Below are 20,989 nucleotides of genomic sequence, written 5' to 3' on the forward strand. Positions count from 1 at the left end.
GTTAGCGTCCTCCTTCGCCTTGTGAATCTTCGGCATACACATGTTTGAGGATATCTTCAGGCTCTGGGAAAGGCGCCTTGTCGCCGAATGCTGTTGCATCGTCAAGCGCAGCCTTTATCTCCTGCAGCATCACGGCTTCCTTCTCTTCATTCCAGATACCGCAATCGATCAAATATTGCTTAAATTTCGGAAGGCCGTCCTTGTCGCGGTGAGCGTCCACTTCTTCTTTGGTCCGATACGCCATATCCTCATCGGAAGTCGAGTGTGGAGATAGACGGTACATGACCGCTTCAACAAGTGTTGGTCCTTCGCCATTCGCTGCACGTCTACGCGCTTCTTTCATCACGCGGTAAACTTCCAACGGATCATTGCCGTCCACGGCTACGCCTGGGAAACCATATCCAAGCGCTCGGTCAGCGATTTTGCCGCTTATTTGCTTATGAATGGGAACCGAAATTGCATATTGATTATTCTCGCACATGAAGATAACCGGCAGCTTATGGACGCCAGCAAAGTTCGCTCCTTCATGGAAATCACCTTGGTTGCTGGAACCGTCGCCGAACGTAACGAAGGAAACAAAGTCCTTCTTCTTCATCTTCGCTGCCAGCGCGAAGCCGACTGCATGCGGAACCTGGGTCGTTACAGGACTAGATCCTGTTACAATCCGCAAGCGCTTGCTGCCAAAGTGCCCCGGCATCTGACGACCGCCGCTGTTGGGATCATCAATCTTAGAGAATAGGCACAGCATCAGCTCACGCAGCGTCATGCCGACAGACAAAACAAACGCGTAATCGCGATAATAAGGCAAATAGTAGTCTTGATCCCGGTCAAGAGCGAATGCTGCGCCAACCTGTGCAGCCTCTTGGCCGATACCGGATACATGGAACTTGATCTTCCCTGCACGTTGCAGAATCAGACAGCGCTCATCATACTTGCGGGCGGTATTCATAAGCTTATACATTTCAATGGCTTGCTCGTCCGTAAGGCCAAGTGCCGCATGTCTCGATTGCGTCACGGCGGATTCGGATTGTGTCATGAGGGATGCCCTCCTTTTAGCTGCTATTATAACCAGGTACTAAGACTTGACTATACCCATTATAACCGAGTTCCTCTGAAAAAGAAATGTTGGATCCACTGACTCATGTAAGCGATTTATTGTAAAAGGTGTTTACTATATAAAGATGCAGCAAGTGCCTAAAATGCGATTGATTTTCCATTAACAGCAAGCATTGCTTCACCAATAACTTCCGACAGCGTCGGATGCGGATGAATCACTTGTCCGACTTCCCATGGTGTTGCATTGAGCAACATCGCAAGCGAGGCTTCGGACAGAAGGTCTGTCGCGTGCGGACCGATAAGGTGAACGCCAAGTACATCGCTTGTCTTCGCATCTGCGATGACTTTCGCGAACCCTTCGGTTTCGCCCAGCACATGCGCCTTGCCAATCGCCTGGAACGGCACTTTGCCGACTTTAATATCATGTCCCTGTTTGCGTGCTTCGTCTTCGGTGAGACCGATCGAAGCAATCTCCGGTCGCGAATAAATCGCCCGCGGTATACGAGAATGATCCGGCGCTTGATCCTTGCCGCCGAGCATATGATCAACGGCTACAATCGCTTCATGAGCAGCTGCATGCGCCAGCTGAAGCCCGCCGTTCACATCGCCGATCGCATAGATATGCGGCTCATTCGTCTGGAAGAAGCTGTTCACGCGTATGACGCCTTTCTCAACGCGGACATCGGTATTCTCAAGACCGATTTCTTCGACATTCGCCTGCCTGCCAACAGATACAAGAAGACGCTCCGCATTCAGAATGACTGTGCCGTCAGCAGTATCAGCCGTAATGGAAGCTTGTCCATTACTATACGTATACGTCTCCAGCTTCAATTGAATGCCTGTTAGAATACGCACGCCGCGGCGGCGCAGCTGTTTCGTCAGCTCCGCAGAGCTCTCTACATCTTCGCCTGGCAACAAACGCGATGCGGCTTCAACGAGCGTGACTTCAATGCCGAAATCGATGAGCAAAGACGCCCACTCAACGCCGATGACGCCGCCGCCAATAATGAGCATCGAACTTGGCAGGTTGTCCATTTCGAGTGCTTCGTCACTTGTCATCAGTTGACCTGGAACCGGCTCCATACCGGGAAGTGTACGCGGACGAGAGCCTGTTGCGATGATGAGATGCGTCGGCACGATCGTTTCCATCTCGCCATCTTCAAACTCCACCGCAACGCTTCCGCTCTTAGGCGAGAAGATCGAAGGACCGATTACACGTCCACTACCTTTTATAACCGTAATCTCGTGTTTGCGCATCAAATATTGCAATCCTTTATACAATCCTTCAATCGTATTCTCTTTGCGCCGCTGCACCTTTGGAAAATCAATGCTAATCGCGCCTTCAGCTACAGCAATGCCATACGTGTCCGCATTGCGCAGTGTTGCATAAATTTCCGCGCTGTGCAGCAGCGATTTGCTTGGGATACACCCTTTATGTAAGCATGTGCCGCCGAGCTTCTCCCGCTCAACGATAATGACCTTCTTGCCCGCTTGCGCCGCTCGGATCGCGGCTGTATATCCTGCAATGCCTCCGCCAATAATGGCCAAATCGCATTGTAATGTCATGTTCGTTCCCCTCTCCAATTCACCTTGCTATACATTCCCTATTGTACCTTTTTCGCTCACTTTAGAAAACATCCCCTTACGAAATGGACAAGTCAGTGCGGAAAAAGGTATGATAATACCGTATCTGCTGCACGTGTACAGGGGGATTTTATTAACGTATGAGACAAGTCATTATTCGATTTATCGCTGTCCTATTGCTCGTTATTCCAGGACTTGGAGCCACATACGGCTTCCTGCTTATGAAGGATGCTGTATTTCATTATTTCTCATCTTTCGGGGATGAAACCACGACCGCGCGCCATTTTGAATGGTGGATGTTTCTAGGCGGACTTGTGCTGTTCTTAATCGGCGTAGCTTTCATCGGCGGCTGGACGTTCTATCGCGATCGCAAGCGCAACTATGTGTCGCCACGCTTCCGCCAGAAGCGGCCTCGTCCGCCTCGGCCAGGCGTATAATCATGCAAAAAAAGCGGGCACTCCTCTACAGGGAGTGCCCGCTTGCTCGTTCTAGCTAGCCGGTTCGATTACGCGGTCCACGATGCCGTAAGCGACTGCGTCCGATGCGCTCATGAACCGATCCCGGTCTGAATCGCGTTCGATTTGCTCCACGGACTGCCCAGTATGATCCGCAAGCAGCTTGTTAATCTTCTCGCGTGTCTTGAGAATCCAGCTCGCATGGATCTGAATATCAGATGCTTGCCCTCTTGCTCCTCCAAGCGGTTGATGGATCATAACTTCACTGTTCGGAAGCACGAACCGCTTCCCCTTCGCTCCACCAGCAAGCAGAATTGCGCCGAAGCTGGCAGCAAAACCGGTACATATCGTCGAGACATCCGGCTTGATGAATTGCATGGTGTCATAGATGGAGAAGCCGGCAGTGACAGAACCTCCTGGGCTATTGATGTACAGCTGGATGTCTTTATCCGGATCATCGGCAGCAAGGAATAACAGCTGAGCCACAATTGCATTCGCCATCTGATCCTCAATTTCTCCACTCACCATGACGATCCGGTCTTTAAGCAGCCGCGAATAAATATCATAGCTGCGCTCCCCGCGATTTGTTGATTCAATGACATACGGCATTAAATTCAATGCAATCATCCTCTCAGGCCCGTTTATGATGCCATCAGCATACTAACGGATGAGCTGATGCCCGAAGAGGTACGAAGCTGACCGATAGCCTGAACGGGGTCGATGAGCTGTTCTTCGGCGTTTGCGAGCACGATTAGCGCCTGCGGATCTGCTGAGCGGATTGCATTCACATACGCGTACAGCATGCTATCGCTGACCGGATTCTCAGCGCTGATCTGCGCTGCACCGCCTAGTTCCCGCTCCTTCAAGCGCGCAAATGCGGATCGCGCCCTGCTTAGCGCAGCTTTAACAGCACCTTCCGATGTAGACAATTTCGCAGCCACCTCTGCGCCTTTATAACCGAACAGCTCCTTCAGCAAGAACACAGTTCGCTGCAGCGGAGACAAGTGAGCGAGCAGCAGCCGTACTGCATATTCCATCTCATGCGAATCGCCATACAATCTTGTCAGAACAGCTTCATTATGCGCCAGTGCGCGTCTTGCGAGCTGTTTCCTGCGGTTATGGTCAACCGAGATATTCTTCGCAATTCGCAGCAAGTAGGCAGTTGGATTCGGATGCTCCATCTTTCCGTTCATGACCGGAAGGGCTCGCAGACATGTTTCCTGGACGATATCTTCTGCATCCCAGGTCGAATGCGTAAGCGATAAACAGTATCGGTACAGCACGAAGCGCATCTCATCCACTGTTGGCTTTGTTGTCATTTTTGGCACCTCCTCATCTGTTAGCTTGTGATGCATAACGTAAACGAACGAAGGAACGAAAAAGATACGCCTTACTAGAAATTATATTACAGTTGTAGTCTGTGTTTGTGTATTTCGACGGAACAAAGGACCAATGATCGCGAATAGCATAAATGCACTTCCGAGCATTATGAACATACTCTTCTCGGATATATATTGGATGCCATAGCCGCTGATGCTGGGACCGAGCAAACTTCCGACGCTGAAATGAATGGATGCAATCACGTTCGCGGACGGCAGCAGCTCGCGCGGAAGCAAGTCTGCCGCATAAGCCAGGCCGAGCGAGAAGAAAGATCCGATACAGCCGCCAATTAGAGCGAGCAACACGAATAGCAAAGGTGCATTATTCCCCGCCATCGGGACCATAAAGAACATAATGCCTGCTGCGAGCGCACTTGATATGAGAACCGGCTTACGTCCGATTCGATCACTGAGCATGCCAAGCGGGAACATGACGATCAGACTGCCGACTCCAAGCGCAGGAAGCAGCATGGAGATGACTTCTTTACTCAGATGGATGCGAAGTCCGTATAGCGGAAAATTACTGTTCATTGTCGCTTCCATCAAGCCGTACAGGATTGCCGGAAGCAAGGCGAACCAAGCGATCCGGTAGGTACGCAAATATCGATTCGATGAAGCAGCGAGCTTATCCGCTCTCTCCGGAAAGATCGAAGGCAACCTTGAAACAAATATCATAATGACGATAAATAAGGCCGTATTAAGCGCGAAGGGCAGCCACTTCCCGATGGAGATGAAGTTGATGCCCATTGGTCCGATACTGAAGCCGATTCCATATGCCATCCCATATAGCGAAATGTATCGCCCCCGGCTTGCAGGTGGACTGCTGCTTACAATCCAGAGCTGTGTACAGTAGTGAAGCGCACTGTCGCCTATGCCGACAGCAATTCGCAGAATAAACCAGATCCAGAGGGCGTGCATGAATGGGAACAGAATCGTCCCAACACCTGCGAGTATAATACCGAACATGATCCCGTATTTATACCCAATCTTACGGATTGGCTTCTCGATGAAGAACATTGTACTGAATGTGCCAATGTATAAGGCCATAGAATTTAGTCCATTGAGATCTGACGAGACGCCTCGCTGATCGAGCAGAATAGCAAGCAAAGGCAGCAGCAAACCTTGATTCAAGCCTGATACAAGTGTGACCGACAGCAAGATAATTAACCTCTTCAGCGAAGGAACAGGTGTGTTTACTGATGTTGTCAAAACAATCCTCCTAATAATACATCGAAATAAAAACGCCACATTCGCAGCTTGCACGAAAGTGGCGCTTCATCCGATTCGACTTATTCCTTATCCTTTCACGATACCTTATGCTCAATGCGCAGCTTGTCGGCAACCATAGCGATGAACTCGGAGTTCGTCGGCTTGGATTTGCTAATATTGATCGTGTAACCGAACAAGTGGCTGATGCTGTCGATGTTACCGCGAGTCCAAGCAACTTCAATCGCATGGCGAATGGCGCGTTCCACGCGAGAAGGCGTCGTCTTGAACTTCTCAGCAATGGCAGGATAAAGCGTCTTCGTAATGGCACCGAGAATTTCGATATTGTTATAAACCATTGTGATTGCTTCACGCAAATATTGATACCCTTTAATATGGGCAGGAACGCCGATCTCATGAATAATGCTCGTAATATTCGCGTCCAGGTTTTTGCCTTTCGCGATTGGCACAACGTTCGACTTCGATAATGCAGATGTCGCAGATGTGGATGTAAACGTCGAAGATACAGTTGGATTGCCAACGAGCTGACGGATTCGATTCGCGAGAATTTCCATGTCAAACGGTTTAAGTATGTAGTAGGAAGCTCCCAGCTGCACCGCTTTTTGTGTGATATTCTCTTGACCAAACGCTGTTAACATAATGATTTTAGGCATTTTAGTCAGGTTCAACTCGCGCAGACGTTCCAGAACACCGAGACCGTCGAGATGTGGCATAATGATGTCGAGAATAAGAACGTCAGGCACTTCATGAGCCTCTTCCAATAAACGAAGAACTTCCTCACCGTTATACGCGACACCGGAAACTTCCATATCATTTTGTTCAGAGATGTACTCTGATAGAAGGTTCGTAAATTCCCGATTGTCATCTGCCAACAAAACTTCAATTTTTTGCAAGGTATAGTCCTCCTTAGACTAAAATCCACACTTATGCAGTAACCGTCATTCTTTATACGGTCCTTGTGTTTGCCTGATTAACATTTTCGACACACCGGATAAAATTCCTTCTGTCGAATAATATTTTTCTTTATTTTTATTTTCAACTGTTTTATAATAAATAATTTATTACACAAAGCTTCACAATTCCTAACGATTCGACAAAAAACCAAAAAATCTTAAGGGGCTATGCCACCTTAAGATTTAAGCTTGCTGGTTTCAACAATACACCTGCATCTTGCAGCATCCACTCAATAAAGCATCCGTAGCCCGATGTTGGATCATTGACGAATACATGAGTAACAGCACCGATTAGTTTGCCATCTTGGATAATCGGGCTTCCCGACATCCCTTGCACAATCCCTCCGGTTTGCTCCAGCAAACGGCGATCCGTAATCTTAATGACCATTCCCTTGGTCGCAGGAGATTGCTGTTTCGTTACATGAACAATCTCAACATTAAACCGCTCAACCTTCTGCCCGTTTACAACAGTGAGCAACTGGGCTGGTCCTTCCTTCACTTCTTCAGCGAAAGCAACTGGAACCGATTGATCGTTATAGCTATGTGAAGGCAGCTCCTTCATTTTTCCAAAAATCCCGAATGACGTATTGCGCTCAATATTGCCAAGCACTTTGCTTTCCTTCACGAATTGCGCTCTCTTCTCTCCTGGCTCACCATTCTGACTTTTGTTAATTGAAGTTACGTTAGACTGAAGAATCTGCCCTTCGCCCACTTCAATTGGCGTCTGCGTATCCATGTCTGTAATTACATGTCCAAGCGCACCATACACGCCTTGATCGGGAGCATAGAACGTCAATGTGCCAACACCGGCTGCGGAGTCACGAATATACAGCCCTAATCGCCATGCGCGGTCCTCAGAATCAAATACCGGCAACAGCTTCGTATCAAATAACCGTGAACCCCGTTTGACTGTCAAATGAAGCGGCTGTTTAGAGTCACCTGCTTCCTCCGCCATTTCTGCTACCTTATGCACTTCATTTACATACTTGCCATTAATACGAACGATGAGATCCCCCAGTTGAATCTTTGCTTGCTCGCCTGGAGATACTTTAGTGCCCTTCGTATCAACTACCTGATGATGACCGACAACCATAATGCCTGCAGATTTCACTTTAACACCAATCGTTTGACCGCCCGGAATGACACGCAAATCCGGTACAACGTTTACTCGAACGGTTTTGAAGGGAATTTTGCCGAATAATTTCAATTTCATCGTTGTTTTGCCGCTTTGTGAAGATTGAATGGACAACGGCTTGTTCAAATTAATTGAAAGTGAACGATCAGTTGATCCGTTAACACGCAGCGTTTGCGAATCAACAGTCACTTGAGCATGTACAGGCATACCATAGTCTAATTGTTTCAACTGGCCGGAAAACAAACGAACTTCGTTCGGAAATGCGGCGAAATGTTGAATTGGAGAGGATAGACCAAGCATGCAAACGATGATAACGAGAAGTAGACCTAGCCACCGCTTCCGCTGATTGGCATTCAATGACTTCACGCTCCCTGTTGCAAAATCGCTTGACGAGAAAGGTGGTTCGCCATTTGCGTACCTTTAAGGTATCCCTGCCCCTAATGTTTTATGTCGCCAAAAACATTCCCTGATTCCCTTCCATTACGCTCCCTTTTGCCTTTCAGCCAAGTCAAGCATTTCTTGTGCATGATGGCGTGTTTTTTCCGTTACTTCCACGCCGCCGAGCATGCGCGCCAGCTCTTCAATTCGTGTTGCTGAACTCATCTCTGTTACCATTGTAGATGTACGATCTGCGACAATGATCTTCTTAATTTCATAATGATGATCTGCCATGCATGCCACCTGTGGCAGATGGGTGATCGAGAACACTTGGCACTGGTTGGACAAGCGCGACATCTTCTCAGCGATTGCTTGAGCAGCACGTCCGCTAACGCCAGTATCCACCTCGTCGAATATAAGAACAGGCACTTCATCAATTGCTGCGAAGATCGTCTTAAGCGCCAGCATAATACGCGACATCTCGCCGCCTGAGGCGATCTTGCTAATTGGCTTCATCGGTTCGCCTGGATTCGGCGCAAAAAGGAATGCAGCCTCGTCAATACCATTTGAATGCAGCTTGTAATGCTCTCCATCTTGCGTTTGCTGCAATTGCACATAGAACTTCGTGCGATCCATCTGAAGGCCGCGCAGCTCGCTCTCAATCGCTGCAGCAAGCTGATCCGCAGCTCTACGTCGCTGCTCGGATAACTTGACGCCAATCGTCAATGCTTCAGCAAACAACCGATCGCGCTCGACCTGCAACCGAGCAAGATGCTCATCGCGGTTCTCAATCTTGTCAGCTTCAGACTGAATGCCCGACAAATAGGACAGAATATCAGGGATCGTCTCCCCATATTTGCGTTTCAAGCTATTAATCATATCCAGACGGTCGTCAATGTATGCGAGACGTTCTGGATCAGAGTCAACGTTGTCCCGATAATCGCGCAGCTGATATACCGCATCCTCTAGCTGATAAAATGCGGTTTGCAGCTGCTCCAGCAGTGGATCAAGTACGAGCGGATCATAATCACGAATATCGCTAATCCGGCTTACAGCTCGGCTTACTGCATCAATGCCTTTGCCTCCATGAAGCAGGCTATAGGCTTCAGAAGCGGAATCTCTACGTTTCACCGCATACATTAGCTTCTGCTTCTCTTCAGCAAGCGATTCGTCTTCACTTGGATTTAAGCGTGCGGATGCAATCTCCTCGATCTGGAATCGGTATAGATCAAGCATCTGCATATTTTGCCTTGAAGTATCTTCAATATCCCTAAGGCTAGAACGAACTTTATCGAACTCACGGTATACCGCGCGATACGATTCCAAAGACGCTGCGACATCATCCCCAGCATAGGAATCAAGCCATTCTAAGTGCTTATCCGTACGCAGCAAAGACTGATGCTCATGCTGACCATGGATGTTGACGAGGCATTCCCCTGCTTCGCGAAGCATTGACAAGGTGACAATGTGTCCGTTTACGCGGCTGATGCTCTTGCCTTGCGCGGAGAGCTCGCGACGTACGACGAGTCCTTCCTCAGGCGAAGCATGAATTCCGAACGATTGAAGTGTATACCATACAGGATGTGTAGCAGGCAGCTCGAACATTGCCTCGATCTCGGCTTTGTCGCAGCCGTAACGAACCATCTCCGAAGCGCCACGCCCTCCAACAACAAGACTGAGCGCGTCAATCAGAATCGACTTCCCTGCTCCAGTCTCACCTGTCAGTACATGAAAACCATCGTGGAATTTTACTGAAACATATTCAATAACAGCTAAATTGCGTATCGACAACTCGCGAAGCATAGTTGTTCTCCTCCTCCAACGTTGTTCTTACCTTGGGCGAAGCATCAAGGTCAATTCATTAATCCGAGCAGCCTGTCCACTACTTCTTCGCTCAGCTGCTTCGTTCTGCAGATCAACAGGATCGTATCATCTCCGCAGATCGTCCCCATCACTTCAGACCATTCCATATTGTCGATCATCGCGCCGATCGCATTCGCGGTTCCCGGCAAACACTTCATGACAACAAGGTTGTCCGTAAAATCAATATGTAAGAAATGATCGGACAGCGTACGCTTCAGCTTGTGGATGGAATTGCTCCGTGTTTCTTGCGGGAGCGAATATTTATATCGGCCATCCTCGATCGGCACTTTGATTAGCTGCATCTCTTTAATATCGCGTGATACAGTCGCTTGCGTTACCGCAAGACCCGACGTCCTTAGCGTTTCGACCAGCTCGTCCTGTGTTTCAATGATTTGGCTTGTAATTAGTTCACGTATTTTCATTTGCCGAACGCTCTTCATGTATAGCCTCCTAAAGTTGGTTCAAGATTAACAGCTAGGTTCCGAATCGGAAGGTGATTTTACGGATTGTGAGCTCTTTGTGATCAACGAACAAAACGCCTTCACATTCTGGCAGTAGCAACGCATAAACGAGCAGCCTATCTCTTACCCCGCTGCCTGTCCAATCAATTGGCATCCGTTCGCGCGCTGTCTTCACAATATAATGTTTGCCATCTTTCTCCGCAATTAAATCGATGAACAGCCTGCTCTGCAGCATCGTGCCGTCAAGATCAATTGTGATTGGCACACGATATTTGCCATGTGTGACCTCGTATCCGGATTTCTCCAGAAACTGCACATTTACGTCATCATCCCGAACATCCTCTGCCTCGCTTAGAAGCAGCTTGGTGTTCATGCCTGGCGGTTCATGCAACCAACGGTAAAAGCTGCGATAAAGCCAGAAGATGATTAACGCGCCTGCAATTAACATGACAAGCCAGTCCCCGTAGTTTCCCATTCCAATGTTCCCCCCCAGCGTGAAAGAGTTACACTATTCATTTCGCGCTGAAGTGCTGATTTCCTCTCCATCTTCGCAGGATCGGCAATACCGAACATACGTTACCGAACACCTGTTACCAAACACTTGTTCGATTTCGTTCTTAGTGTATCAAATAATTGTCGATCTGCAAAGAGGGATTATGCAAAAATTTCGTAAAAAACAAAGAAAGCCTTTCACTTCAGCAGCTGCCAAAATGAAAGACCTTCCTTATTGTTTGGAATCCTGTGCGAACGTACCGGCTGCTTCTTTCACAAGTGCAGAGATCGCTTCCTCGCTCGGAGGAGCTGTACTGCTGCCTGGTTCCCACAGCCAGTGGGCAAGGAATTCAATATTGCCTTCGCCGCCGGTAATGGGCGAGAACGTTAAATGCTGCAAAGCGAATCCTTCCCCTGCTGCCATCGTCAGAACCTGTTGCAGCACTTCACGGTGGACACTTGGCTCACGAACGACACCCGACTTGCCGACCTTCTCTCGTCCAGCTTCGAACTGAGGCTTGATCAGAGCAACAACGCCCGCTCCACGCTCAATGAGTGTGCCTAAAGTCGGCAAAATCAACTTCAATGAAATAAACGATACATCAATGGTTGCGAATGTCGGCTGCGGCCCAGTCAAATCATCCGGCACCGTATAGCGGAAATTCGTACGCTCCATGACATTAACCCGCTCATCCTGACGAAGCGACCAGTCAAGCTGATTGTAGCCTACGTCAACCGCATAGACGTACGATGCGCCGTTCTGCAGTGCGCAGTCGGTGAACCCGCCTGTAGATGCGCCGATATCAATCATGACTGCTCCATCCAGGTTTAGCTCAAACTGTCGTATCGCTTTCTCCAGCTTCAAGCCGCCGCGACTGACATAAGGATGTACGGCGCCTTTCACAATGATATTCGCTGTGCGCGGCACCTTCATACCGCTCTTCTCGAGCCGTTCGCCGTCAACAAGCACAAGTCCCGCCATAAGCGCAGCTTTCGCCTTGACGCGGCTCTCGTAGAAGCCTTGTTCAACGAGTAAGACATCAATTCTTTCTTTTGCAATTGTCATCGGTTTCTCCTGCTCTTATACCTGGCCCGGAACGCGCTTGCGGACACGTGGCAGCAATGCTTTCAGCTCCGTTGCAACATGCTCAGCCGTCAATCCGATTTCCTGGCGCTGTTCTTTAATGGAACCGTGTTCCACGAAAATATCCGGCACACCCATAATGCGAACCGGAACGCCATGCTTGCCATGGAGCGAGTAGAACTCCAGAACCGCGCTGCCAAGGCCGCCAAGTTCGGAGCCTTCCTCAAGCACGAGCATATGCAGCCCTTCTTCCGCAATTTGCAGCAGCATCGCTTCATCCATCGGCTTAATGAATCGCGCATTCACGACGCGAACCTGCAACCCTTCGCGCTTTAGCAGCTCAGCTGCTTCCTCCGCAACTTGAAGCATCGGGCCGATAGCAGCGATAACAGCGGAATCGCCTTCGCGAACAACTTCCCAAGATCCGATCGGAATCGGTTTCATCTCTTTGTCGATCGTTACGCCGAGACCATTAATCCGCGGATAACGGATACCAATTGGTCCATCATTATAGTCAATCGCCGTCTTCATCATCCGGCGAAGCTCATTCTCATCCTTCGGCATCATAAGCGCCATATTCGGAATGTGACGCAGGAAGGCAATATCATATACACCTTGATGCGTCTCGCCATCCGGACCAACGAAGCCCGCGCGGTCAATCGCGAATACAACATTCGTGTTCTGACGGCAAATGTCATGCACCACTTGATCATACGCACGCTGCAGGAAGGTCGAATAGACTGCGTAAATCGGCTTCATGCCTTCCATCGCCATCGCTGCGCACATTGTCGCCGCATGCTGTTCCGCAATACCGACATCGATCATACGTTCCGGATACTTCTCCGCGAACTTGATCAAGCCAGAGCCGCCAGGCATTGCAGGTGTTACTGCAACAATACGCTTATCTTGTTCAGCCAGATCCATAAGGGCATCGCTGAACACATCTGTGTACATTGGAGGTCCAACAGCTTTAAGCACTTGTCCGGATTCTATCTTATATGGGGAAATTCCATGCCATTTAAACGAATCGGCTTCCGCCGGCGAATAGCCTTTGCCCTTGACCGTTATAACATGAACGAGCACTGGACCTTGCACACGGCTTGCTTGCTCGATCGTTTCCATCAATTGATGTAAATCGTGGCCGTCAACAGGCCCGAAATACGTAAATCCGAATTGCTCAAACAGAACTCCGTTCATGAGCAAATACTTCACGCTATCCTTCAACCGTTCAACAGTCTTAGCGAGCTTGCCGCCGATAGCCGGAATTTTGTTAAGCAGCTGATTGAGCTCTTCCTTCGCCTTCTGATAATGGCGGTCCGTTCTGATTTTGCCCAAATAATGATGCAGTGCCCCGACGTTCGGTGCGATCGACATCTCGTTGTCATTCAGAATAACCATCAAATTCTTCTTCTCATGACCGATATGGTTAAGCGCTTCAAGCGCCATACCGCCTGTAAGAGCGCCATCGCCAATAATGGCAACGACTTTGTTCCGCTCGCCCTTCAAATCACGGGCAAGTGCCATCCCCATCGCTGCGGACAGGGAAGTGCTGCTGTGGCCGGCTTCCCATACGTCATGCACGCTTTCCGTGCGTTTGACGAAGCCGCATAACCCTTTATATTGACGGAGCGTATCAAATTGATCTTTACGGCCCGTTAAAATTTTGTGAACGTAAGATTGATGACCCACGTCGAAAAGAAACTTATCTTTAGGACTGTCAAATAAGTAATGAAGCGCTATAGTAAGCTCGACGACACCCAAATTAGGCGCAAGATGTCCTCCAGTCTCCGACAGCTTCTCAATGAGGAACGCGCGGATCTCCGCTGCAAGCTGTTCCAACTGGGCTATGGAGAGGGATTTCAGGTCACCCGGCTCATGAATATGTTCCAGTAACACGATATTTCCTCGCTTTCACGGGTTATCATTGACCCCGTTGTCCATTAAACGTCAAATGTGGCTAAATTATATCATAGTTCACGCCGAAAGACCTAAGGTTTGTCAAATTAATGATCGCGATTCATCAAATAATCTGCAATGGCCATTAAATATTCCGGCTTCGCAAGCTTCGCGTCAACCAGCGCTTGCTTGGATTCCTCCGTCAACCGCTCAACAAGCGCCACGGACTTCTCCATGCCGAGCAAGAATGGATACGTCACCTTCTGCTGCTGCACATCGCTCTGCACCGGCTTGCCGAGCTTCGCTTCGTCCCCAATCAGATCCAGAATGTCGTCCTGGATTTGAAAAGCGAGACCAAGCTTCCTAGCGAACTGCTGGAGCGATTCCAGCTGCTGCTGCGTTGCTCCTCCAATTCTTGCGCCTGCCAGCACGGAGAACACAATCAAATCACTCGTCTTGTGCAGATGGATATACTCCAGTTCAGCAAGCGAGGTTACGCCCTGTTCACCGAGGATATCCGCTGCCTGACCGCCAACCATACCTGGAGCGCCTGCCAATCTGGCAAGATCAGAGACAATGGCGAGCGCGATCTCTGGCGGTGTTCCGAGCGCCGCAGTGCGGGTTATCGCATAGAAAGCATGTGTAAGCAGCCCGTCTCCGGCTAATATTGCCATCGCTTCGCCGTATACTTTATGATTGGTCAATTTGCCTCTTCGATAGTCATCGTTATCCATTGCAGGCAAATCATCGTGAATGAGCGAGTACGTATGAATCATCTCGATCGCGCAAGCAACCGGCATCGCTTGGCTGTGGGCAAGGCTGTCGCTTTGAACCGCCTCAGCCGCTGTCAGCACGAGAATGGGTCGCAGTCGCTTGCCTCCTGCTTCCAAGGAATACATCATCGACTCCCGTAGGGCCGGCGGAATATCCCATTCTTGCGGAATTGAATGATGCAGCGCCTCTTCGATTTCCAAGACGGAGCGATTCAAGTAGTCAGCAATCGAAACCGAAGTCTTCACTGTTAGTTCCCTCTATTCCTCGTTCGCCGCAGCAAACGGTTTTTTATGTAAGCCGTTCTCCGTTTCGATCAGCACTTCAATCTTTCGCTCGACATCCTCAAGTTTGGAGCCGCACAGCTGAGACAGCTTCATGCCTTCCTGAAACAACTCGATTGCCGTCTCAAGCGGAACATCGCCGCTCTCCAGTTTACTAACGATCGACTCGAGACGTTCCATCGCCGCTTCGAAGCTAATCGCCTGCTCTTCAATTACTTTATCTTTAGCCGCCATTTGCTTTCGCCTCCCCGTTTATTCCCCATACCTGGCATTCCAGCTGACCGTCTGCAACCTTCACTTTGAGCAGATCGCCGAGCTGCACGTCATTCACCGATTTAATGAGCCGCTTCTCCTGATCATCATAGACCAGGCTATAGCCTCTGGACATTACTTTAAGCGGGCTAAGCGCGTCAAGCTGCCTGATTGAAGCTAGAAGGTTCATCCGCTTTCCTTTCAATTCCGCAGCCATTGTCGACTGCAACCGATCTGATAAGCGCTCCAGTTGCTTCGCAGCAAGCGCGGCTTGCGTACCGGGATGCACTCTGGCTAGCGCACCGCTAAGTCTCTTGTATTTATCAATGTTTCTCTCCGCAAGGCGAAGCACCCTCATTTGCAGCCGTTCCTGTGCGCGGTCAAGCCGCTCGGCATGCTGCAATAAATACTTGCGTGGATTAATGAATAATGGCGCTCTGCGCAGTCGCGTTAACCGTTCCTTCCGGTTGTTCAGTGTCATCCGCAGGCTGCTCACAAGTCTTGACTCTGTCTGAGCCAGCTTCGATTTCAGCTCATGCACACTCGTAACGGCAAGCTCCGCTGCAGCCGTTGGGGTTGCCGCTCTAAGGTCAGCGACGAAATCGGCTATCGTAAAATCGGTCTCATGTCCCACCGCAGATATGACAGGTATCAATGAAGCAGCAATGCTTCTCGCAACCGACTCCTCGTTGAAGGCCCATAGCTCCTCAAGCGAGCCGCCGCCGCGGCCTATTATTAATACGTCGACTTCGGCTAAACGGTTCATTGTTTCGATCGCTTTTACAATCGAAGGCGCCGCGCCTGTCCCTTGCACAAGAACGGGAAAAAGCAGCACCGGCACAGAGGGGTGACGGCGCTGCAATGTAATGATAATATCTCGGACAGCTGCTCCGGTTGGAGACGTAATAATGCCGATTGCCTTCGGAAATTTCGGAATCGGCCGCTTGCGCGCACCGTCAAACAGGCCCTCGTCCTGAAGCTTCTTCTTCAACTGTTCATAGGCCAAATAGAGACTTCCGATACCGTCTGGCTGCATCGAAATGCAATAAAATTGATAATTGCCGTCACGCTCGTAGACCGAAATATTGCCGCGGGCAATTACTTTCGCCCCTTCCTTCGGGATGAAAGGCAGCCGTTGGTTGTAAGAGGAGAACATGATGCACTTCAGACGGCTGTCCTTGTCCTTGAGCGTGAAATACATATGACCGCTCGAATGATGCGTGAAATTCGAGATTTCCCCGCGAATCCACACATCGCCGAGCAGCTCGTCCGATTCCAGCTTCATTCCGATATAACGGTTAATTTCTTTTATCGAAAATATTCGCGTGCGATCCGCCATCTCCCGCTCCTCACTCCTGAATTGCGTGTTGTTGTTTCGCCGCTTTCAGCGTATTCTGCATAAGCATCGTAATCGTCATCGGTCCAACGCCGCCAGGAACCGGCGTCACATAACCCGCTGTTTCCAATACATCTTCATAATCAACGTCGCCAGCGAGCTTGCCTGTCTCAAGGCGGTTAATGCCAACGTCGATAACGACCGCGCCTGGCTTCACATATTTGCTGCCGATGGCATTGGCTTTGCCGATTGCAACGACCAAGATATCGGCTGTTCTTGCGATCTCTTCCATATTCGCTGTGCGCGAATGGCAGATCGTCACTGTCGCGTTCTCACGAAGCAACAGCATCGAAACCGGCTTGCCGACAATGTTACTGCGTCCAATAACGACGGCATGCTTGCCAGCAATGGAACCAATTGTCCGCTTAATCAATTCGATAACCCCAGCTGGCGTACATGGCAGCAAGCTGTCATCACCTATAACAAGATTACCTACGCTAACCGGATGGAAACCGTCTACGTCCTTCGCAGGGCTGATCGCATCAATGACTGCTTTCTCATCAATGTGCTTTGGCAGCGGCAGCTGGACGAGAATGCCGTGAATGGTCGCCTGATTGTTCAGTTTATCAATAAGCGCCAGTAACTCTTCCTCGGATGTGTCGCCGCTCAGACGATGAACCTCCGAATAGAAGCCGAGCTGCTGGCATGCCTTCTCTTTGCTGCCTACATAGACCTTCGACGCTGGATCTTCACCGACAAGCACGACAGCAAGTCCTGGCTGAATGCCATGCGCAGACAGCTTTGCGGTTTCTTCTCCAATTTCAATTCGGATGGCGTCCGAAATCGCTTTACCTTCAATACGCTGTGCAGTCATTTCGTAATCACTCCTGAACTCAAGTTATGAGGGTATAAGTAAAAGGGACTAAATTTTCTTATAGCCCCTTAAATCCTTTAATAAGGGATCTAAGGGGCTACGTAACGTAAACAACGATGCTTGTCAGACGCCTAATCGCTACGCCTTCGGCTTAAGTTCATCAAGCGCTTGGAGCAACCTGCCAAGAACGCCGTTGACGAACTTGCCGGACTCGTCCGTACCGAAATGCTTCGCGAGCTCAATGGCTTCGTTGATGACTGCTTTCGGCGGCACATCATCCCGGAACACGAGCTCGTAGCAGGCAAGGCGTAGAATTTGGCGATCTACACGAGACAACCGATCGACTTGCCAGCCCGTCAAATAATGCTGCAGCATATCATCAATCGCTGATTTGCGCTCAAGCACGCCTTGTACCATCTCGCGCACGTATTCATCGATGCGGTGAACGTCCGCTGCGTCCGCCTCGATCTCATTTTCTTCTTTTACTTCATCCACCAGCATGTCCACTGCGGACGCTGCTGTTGCTTCCTCGTTCATTTCCATATGGTACAAGCTCTGTACCACAATCTCCCGCGCTAACCTACGTTTCATGGGGCCTCCTGATTCATCACAATGGTCAAAATATGATCTCCTCCCTGCCCCGAACGAAGCCACTCAGGGTCCGGGGTACGGAGGAGATCATAGTATTATTTAAACGGCTTCCATCGTTCCATAAGCCACTCGCTAAGGCGCTGCCAAGGAAAGATAGGGCCACGTTGCTCGTCTTTCATTTTGCCGACGGTGTAGCCGATACAAAGGAGAAAGGCGAAGAAAAGCATATCCCAAAAACCTACAATAAAATAAAGAAGACCAAGAATGATACCTGTTGTTACACCGGTTATCCGTCCCCCGTAGGTTGTCCAGACTTCCTTCCACATCGGTATCACCTCTATTCTACGCGACTTTTAAAGTTCGCGGTTTGGATGATATTAGCTACGAATACAGACACGCCAGCTACAGGAATTCCTGTAATCTCTTCCACATGGGATTTGACGGCACGCTGTATCTCTTCCGTAAGAACCGGAATCGAGCTTTCACCATCAGCAATTGCGCGCAGAGACACTTCGATGCCTGCATCGCTAATTCGAATCCGCGCTTTCAGTTCTTTCACGCCGCGCTGCCTGCTTGCCGCCTTCAACGCCAGATTCTCGACCGTCTCAAGCGAAATTCGAATGTCGCCAAATTCCGTACGCTGGTCAATCGAAGGTGTCGATGCATTGCTCCGTCTGAGCGACACATAGAAGAAACGAAGGCTAATGAGGAATACAAGAGCGGAAACGATCAACACAGTCGCCTGCAGCCAGTCATAATCGCCGCTGTATAAATTATGTACGAGATTGCTTAGCCACTCTTCCGGAAACCAGTACATGCCTGCGCTGAACGCAATGACAGCTACCGCACCGATTGCCAAGCTGTATAAGAACAATAGTAACTTGTCCAGCACTCTGATCAACGCGAGATTCCTCCTTGGGGCGGACTAGATAAAACCCCCTAGCGCCGAGCGGCAAGCCCAACCACTAGGGGGTATGTCATCATTCATTTACGATCGCGGTTCTCTACTTTACTCGAGTAGCACTCTCATCTTCTTCTACTTTCTCCACTGTTTTGAAATGAACATCATGGATATGCACATTCACTTCGACAACATGGAGTCCCGTCATCATTTCGATAGAACGCTTCACATTCGTTTGAATATTAGCCGCAATCTCAGGGATACGATTACCGTATTCCACAATGATGGAGACATCGACTGCTGCCTCACGCTGCCCAACTTCAACCTTTACACCTTTGGACAAGTTTTTCCGGCCCAGAAGCTCAGCGATGCCGCCGGCGAATCCGCCGCTCATCCCTGCTACGCCTCTAACCTCAATTGTCGCAAGTCCAGCAATGATCTCAATCACTTCGGGTGCGATTTGAATAGTGCCCATGTCTGTTTTCTCATAGTCCGCTGCTAACGTACTCATGGTTATCCTACACCTCCCGTAAAGTTGCGTTTATCCGCCAGATTGGCTTTGATAGCTTATCCGCTTCTTATTCCTATACTATAGCATTCCGGAGGAATTATGACAAACCAGTCCAATTGTCATAACCGCGAAAAAACGCGATTATTCTACGGGATTGTTAACGTCGTTATCCTCGAGGAACTTGATATCGAAATTGCCTTTGAGGAATTTCGGATGATTGAGAAGCTTCATATGGAACGGAATCGTCGTCTTGATGCCATCAATTGCAAATTCGCCCAGCGCCCGCTTCATCCGAGCAATAGCATCTTCACGCGTTGCTCCCCAGACGATCAGCTTCGCGATCATTGAATCGTAATACGGGGAAATCGTGTAACCCGGATATGCGCCGCTGTCCACACGAACGCCCAAACCGCCCGGAGGCAGGTAGAACTGAATCGTGCCCGGCGAAGGCATAAAGCCGCGTTCCGAATCTTCCGCGTTAATACGGCATTCAATCGACCAGCCATTAATCTTCAAATCCTCTTGCTTGAAGGAAAGCTCGTTGCCTTCTGCTACGGAGATCATCTCTTTAATCAAATCAACGCCTGTAATCAATTCCGTTACAGGGTGCTCAACTTGAATACGAGTGTTCATCTCCATGAAGTAGAAGTTGCCGTCTGGTCCGAGCAGGAACTCAAGCGTTCCGGCACCGGAATAGTTAACGGCAAGTGCAGCACGTACAGCTGCCTGGCCCATACGCTCACGAAGCGCTGGACTTAGAACCGGACAAGGCGCTTCTTCAACAAGCTTCTGACGGCGGCGCTGCACAGAGCAATCGCGCTCGAACAAGTGAACGGCGTTGCCATGTTTATCAGCCATAATTTGAATTTCAACGTGCTTCATGCCCGTCAAATATTTCTCAAGGTAAACGCCAGCGTTGCCGAAAGCTTTCTGCGCTTCTTGCTGAGCCGTCGTAATTTGCGAAATAAGCGTTTCTTCGTCCTCTGCAATCCGGATGCCTTTGCCGCCTCCGCCTGCTGTTGCTTTAATAATAACCGGATAACCGATTTCTCGTGCGACGCGAACAGCATCGTCCATATCCTCAACGAGGCCATCGGAGCCAGGAATGATCGGTACATCGGCTTGCTTCATTGTCAATTTGGCAACCGCTTTATCACCCATTTTGCTGATAGCCTCAGGGGAAGGACCGATAAAGGTCACGTTGCAGGACTCGCAAATCTCTGCGAAATCCGCGTTCTCCGCCAAGAAGCCGTAGCCAGGGTGGATCGCATCGCAATCCGTTAACGTTGCGACACTCATAATGTTCGTCAAGTTCAAGTAGCTGTCCTTGGAAGCGACAGGACCAATGCAATATGCTTCGTCTGCCAGACGCACGTGAAGTGATTCACGGTCGGCTTCAGAGTACACAGCAACGGTTTGAATGCCGAGTTCGCGGCAAGCGCGAATGATGCGAACGGCAATCTCGCCACGATTTGCAATCAGAATTTTGTTGAATTTCATGGGTGA

The 20,989-nt window shown here is 49.6% G+C and carries 22 protein-coding genes; 1 reads left to right on the plus strand and 21 read right to left on the minus strand.

Annotated features, from left to right (window positions below; translation table 11 throughout):
- Position 1: 1 nt before the first annotated feature.
- Positions 2–1,036, minus strand: a complete 1,035-nt coding sequence (locus AC0YNX_RS11780) for a thiamine pyrophosphate-dependent dehydrogenase E1 component subunit alpha (protein WP_475815862.1) — start codon at positions 1,034–1,036, stop codon at positions 2–4.
- A gap of 158 nt (positions 1,037–1,194) precedes the next feature.
- Positions 1,195–2,622 (minus strand): dihydrolipoyl dehydrogenase, encoded by a 1,428-nt coding sequence (gene lpdA / locus AC0YNX_RS11785; protein ID WP_475815863.1) that lies wholly within the window; start codon positions 2,620–2,622, stop codon positions 1,195–1,197.
- A gap of 158 nt (positions 2,623–2,780) precedes the next feature.
- On the opposite strand from lpdA, the gene AC0YNX_RS11790 reads away from it, so the two are divergent.
- On the plus strand, positions 2,781–3,077 hold the full coding sequence (locus AC0YNX_RS11790) for a DUF2627 domain-containing protein (protein WP_475815864.1): 297 nt from the start codon (positions 2,781–2,783) through the stop codon (positions 3,075–3,077).
- 51 nt (positions 3,078–3,128) lie between these two features.
- Here AC0YNX_RS11790 and clpP read toward each other — a convergent pair whose 3' ends face one another.
- The 19 genes from clpP to accC form a co-directional block, all read right to left on the minus strand.
- On the minus strand, positions 3,129–3,713 hold the full coding sequence (clpP, locus tag AC0YNX_RS11795; RefSeq protein WP_475815865.1) for an ATP-dependent Clp endopeptidase proteolytic subunit ClpP: 585 nt from the start codon (positions 3,711–3,713) through the stop codon (positions 3,129–3,131).
- Between the two features lie 23 nt (positions 3,714–3,736).
- A complete protein-coding gene (locus AC0YNX_RS11800) occupies positions 3,737–4,414 on the minus strand; it encodes an RNA polymerase sigma factor (protein ID WP_475815866.1) in 678 nt (225 codons plus the stop codon).
- Between the two features lie 81 nt (positions 4,415–4,495).
- Complete coding sequence (locus tag AC0YNX_RS11805; protein ID WP_475815867.1) at positions 4,496–5,683, minus strand: MFS transporter; 1,188 nt, start codon at positions 5,681–5,683, stop codon at positions 4,496–4,498.
- Positions 5,684–5,778: 95 nt separating this feature from the next.
- On the minus strand, positions 5,779–6,594 hold the full coding sequence (gene spo0A, locus AC0YNX_RS11810) for a sporulation transcription factor Spo0A (RefSeq protein WP_475815868.1): 816 nt from the start codon (positions 6,592–6,594) through the stop codon (positions 5,779–5,781).
- A gap of 226 nt (positions 6,595–6,820) precedes the next feature.
- Positions 6,821–8,146 (minus strand): SpoIVB peptidase, encoded by a 1,326-nt coding sequence (gene spoIVB / locus AC0YNX_RS11815; protein WP_475816234.1) that lies wholly within the window; start codon positions 8,144–8,146, stop codon positions 6,821–6,823.
- Positions 8,147–8,269: 123 nt separating this feature from the next.
- Positions 8,270–9,970 carry a DNA repair protein RecN gene (gene recN, locus AC0YNX_RS11820; protein WP_475815869.1) on the minus strand — a complete coding sequence of 567 codons (1,701 nt, stop codon included), beginning with the start codon at positions 9,968–9,970 and terminating at the stop codon, positions 8,270–8,272.
- A 50-nt stretch (positions 9,971–10,020) separates the two neighbouring features.
- Positions 10,021–10,470 (minus strand): transcriptional regulator AhrC/ArgR, encoded by a 450-nt coding sequence (ahrC, locus tag AC0YNX_RS11825; RefSeq protein WP_475815870.1) that lies wholly within the window; start codon positions 10,468–10,470, stop codon positions 10,021–10,023.
- 34 nt (positions 10,471–10,504) lie between these two features.
- Complete coding sequence (locus AC0YNX_RS11830) at positions 10,505–10,966, minus strand: hypothetical protein (RefSeq protein ID WP_475815871.1); 462 nt, start codon at positions 10,964–10,966, stop codon at positions 10,505–10,507.
- A 249-nt stretch (positions 10,967–11,215) separates the two neighbouring features.
- Positions 11,216–12,049, minus strand: a complete 834-nt coding sequence (locus AC0YNX_RS11835; protein ID WP_475815872.1) for a TlyA family RNA methyltransferase — start codon at positions 12,047–12,049, stop codon at positions 11,216–11,218.
- A gap of 15 nt (positions 12,050–12,064) precedes the next feature.
- The gene (gene dxs / locus AC0YNX_RS11840) at positions 12,065–13,963 is read right to left on the minus strand and encodes a 1-deoxy-D-xylulose-5-phosphate synthase (RefSeq protein WP_475815873.1); all 1,899 of its coding nucleotides are present in this window, start codon (positions 13,961–13,963) and stop codon (positions 12,065–12,067) included.
- Between the two features lie 107 nt (positions 13,964–14,070).
- Entirely contained in the window at positions 14,071–14,982 is a 912-nt protein-coding gene (locus AC0YNX_RS11845; protein ID WP_475815874.1) for a polyprenyl synthetase family protein, read from the minus strand.
- Between the two features lie 12 nt (positions 14,983–14,994).
- On the minus strand, positions 14,995–15,252 hold the full coding sequence (gene xseB, locus AC0YNX_RS11850) for an exodeoxyribonuclease VII small subunit (RefSeq protein WP_475815875.1): 258 nt from the start codon (positions 15,250–15,252) through the stop codon (positions 14,995–14,997).
- Complete coding sequence (xseA, locus tag AC0YNX_RS11855) at positions 15,242–16,609, minus strand: exodeoxyribonuclease VII large subunit (protein WP_475815876.1); 1,368 nt, start codon at positions 16,607–16,609, stop codon at positions 15,242–15,244. Before xseA ends, xseB begins: the two co-directional genes overlap by 11 nt.
- A 10-nt stretch (positions 16,610–16,619) precedes the next feature.
- On the minus strand, positions 16,620–17,480 hold the full coding sequence (gene folD / locus AC0YNX_RS11860; RefSeq protein ID WP_475815877.1) for a bifunctional methylenetetrahydrofolate dehydrogenase/methenyltetrahydrofolate cyclohydrolase FolD: 861 nt from the start codon (positions 17,478–17,480) through the stop codon (positions 16,620–16,622).
- A gap of 138 nt (positions 17,481–17,618) precedes the next feature.
- Positions 17,619–18,071 (minus strand): transcription antitermination factor NusB, encoded by a 453-nt coding sequence (gene nusB / locus AC0YNX_RS11865; RefSeq protein WP_475815878.1) that lies wholly within the window; start codon positions 18,069–18,071, stop codon positions 17,619–17,621.
- Positions 18,072–18,166: 95 nt separating this feature from the next.
- A complete protein-coding gene (locus tag AC0YNX_RS11870; RefSeq protein WP_475815879.1) occupies positions 18,167–18,397 on the minus strand; it encodes a DUF2273 domain-containing protein in 231 nt (76 codons plus the stop codon).
- 11 nt (positions 18,398–18,408) lie between these two features.
- Positions 18,409–18,972 (minus strand): alkaline shock response membrane anchor protein AmaP, encoded by a 564-nt coding sequence (gene amaP / locus AC0YNX_RS11875; protein WP_475815880.1) that lies wholly within the window; start codon positions 18,970–18,972, stop codon positions 18,409–18,411.
- Positions 18,973–19,075: 103 nt separating this feature from the next.
- Positions 19,076–19,483 carry an Asp23/Gls24 family envelope stress response protein gene (locus AC0YNX_RS11880; protein WP_475815881.1) on the minus strand — a complete coding sequence of 136 codons (408 nt, stop codon included), beginning with the start codon at positions 19,481–19,483 and terminating at the stop codon, positions 19,076–19,078.
- Between the two features lie 141 nt (positions 19,484–19,624).
- Positions 19,625–20,983: an acetyl-CoA carboxylase biotin carboxylase subunit gene (gene accC / locus AC0YNX_RS11885; RefSeq protein ID WP_475815882.1), complete on the minus strand. Its 1,359-nt coding sequence runs from the start codon at positions 20,981–20,983 to the stop codon at positions 19,625–19,627.
- Positions 20,984–20,989 lie beyond the last annotated feature (6 nt).

Source organism: Paenibacillus sp. J31R98 (assembly GCF_056269245.1).

Coding starts and splice junctions, on each gene's coding strand:
- ahrC (WP_475815870.1), bottom strand. CDS start 10,470: ATGAAGAGCGTTCGGCAAATGAAAATACGTGAACTAATTACAAGCCAA.
- AC0YNX_RS11830 (WP_475815871.1), bottom strand. CDS start 10,966: ATGGGAAACTACGGGGACTGGCTTGTCATGTTAATTGCAGGCGCGTTA.
- recN (WP_475815869.1), bottom strand. CDS start 9,970: ATGCTTCGCGAGTTGTCGATACGCAATTTAGCTGTTATTGAATATGTT.
- AC0YNX_RS11790 (WP_475815864.1), top strand. CDS start 2,781: ATGAGACAAGTCATTATTCGATTTATCGCTGTCCTATTGCTCGTTATT.
- xseB (WP_475815875.1), bottom strand. CDS start 15,252: ATGGCGGCTAAAGATAAAGTAATTGAAGAGCAGGCGATTAGCTTCGAA.
- AC0YNX_RS11780 (WP_475815862.1), bottom strand. CDS start 1,036: ATGACACAATCCGAATCCGCCGTGACGCAATCGAGACATGCGGCACTT.
- folD (WP_475815877.1), bottom strand. CDS start 17,480: ATGACTGCACAGCGTATTGAAGGTAAAGCGATTTCGGACGCCATCCGA.
- lpdA (WP_475815863.1), bottom strand. CDS start 2,622: ATGACATTACAATGCGATTTGGCCATTATTGGCGGAGGCATTGCAGGA.
- accC (WP_475815882.1), bottom strand. CDS start 20,983: ATGAAATTCAACAAAATTCTGATTGCAAATCGTGGCGAGATTGCCGTT.
- AC0YNX_RS11870 (WP_475815879.1), bottom strand. CDS start 18,397: ATGTGGAAGGAAGTCTGGACAACCTACGGGGGACGGATAACCGGTGTA.
- AC0YNX_RS11800 (WP_475815866.1), bottom strand. CDS start 4,414: ATGACAACAAAGCCAACAGTGGATGAGATGCGCTTCGTGCTGTACCGA.
- xseA (WP_475815876.1), bottom strand. CDS start 16,609: ATGGCGGATCGCACGCGAATATTTTCGATAAAAGAAATTAACCGTTAT.
- nusB (WP_475815878.1), bottom strand. CDS start 18,071: ATGAAACGTAGGTTAGCGCGGGAGATTGTGGTACAGAGCTTGTACCAT.
- AC0YNX_RS11880 (WP_475815881.1), bottom strand. CDS start 19,483: ATGAGTACGTTAGCAGCGGACTATGAGAAAACAGACATGGGCACTATT.
- AC0YNX_RS11835 (WP_475815872.1), bottom strand. CDS start 12,049: ATGACAATTGCAAAAGAAAGAATTGATGTCTTACTCGTTGAACAAGGC.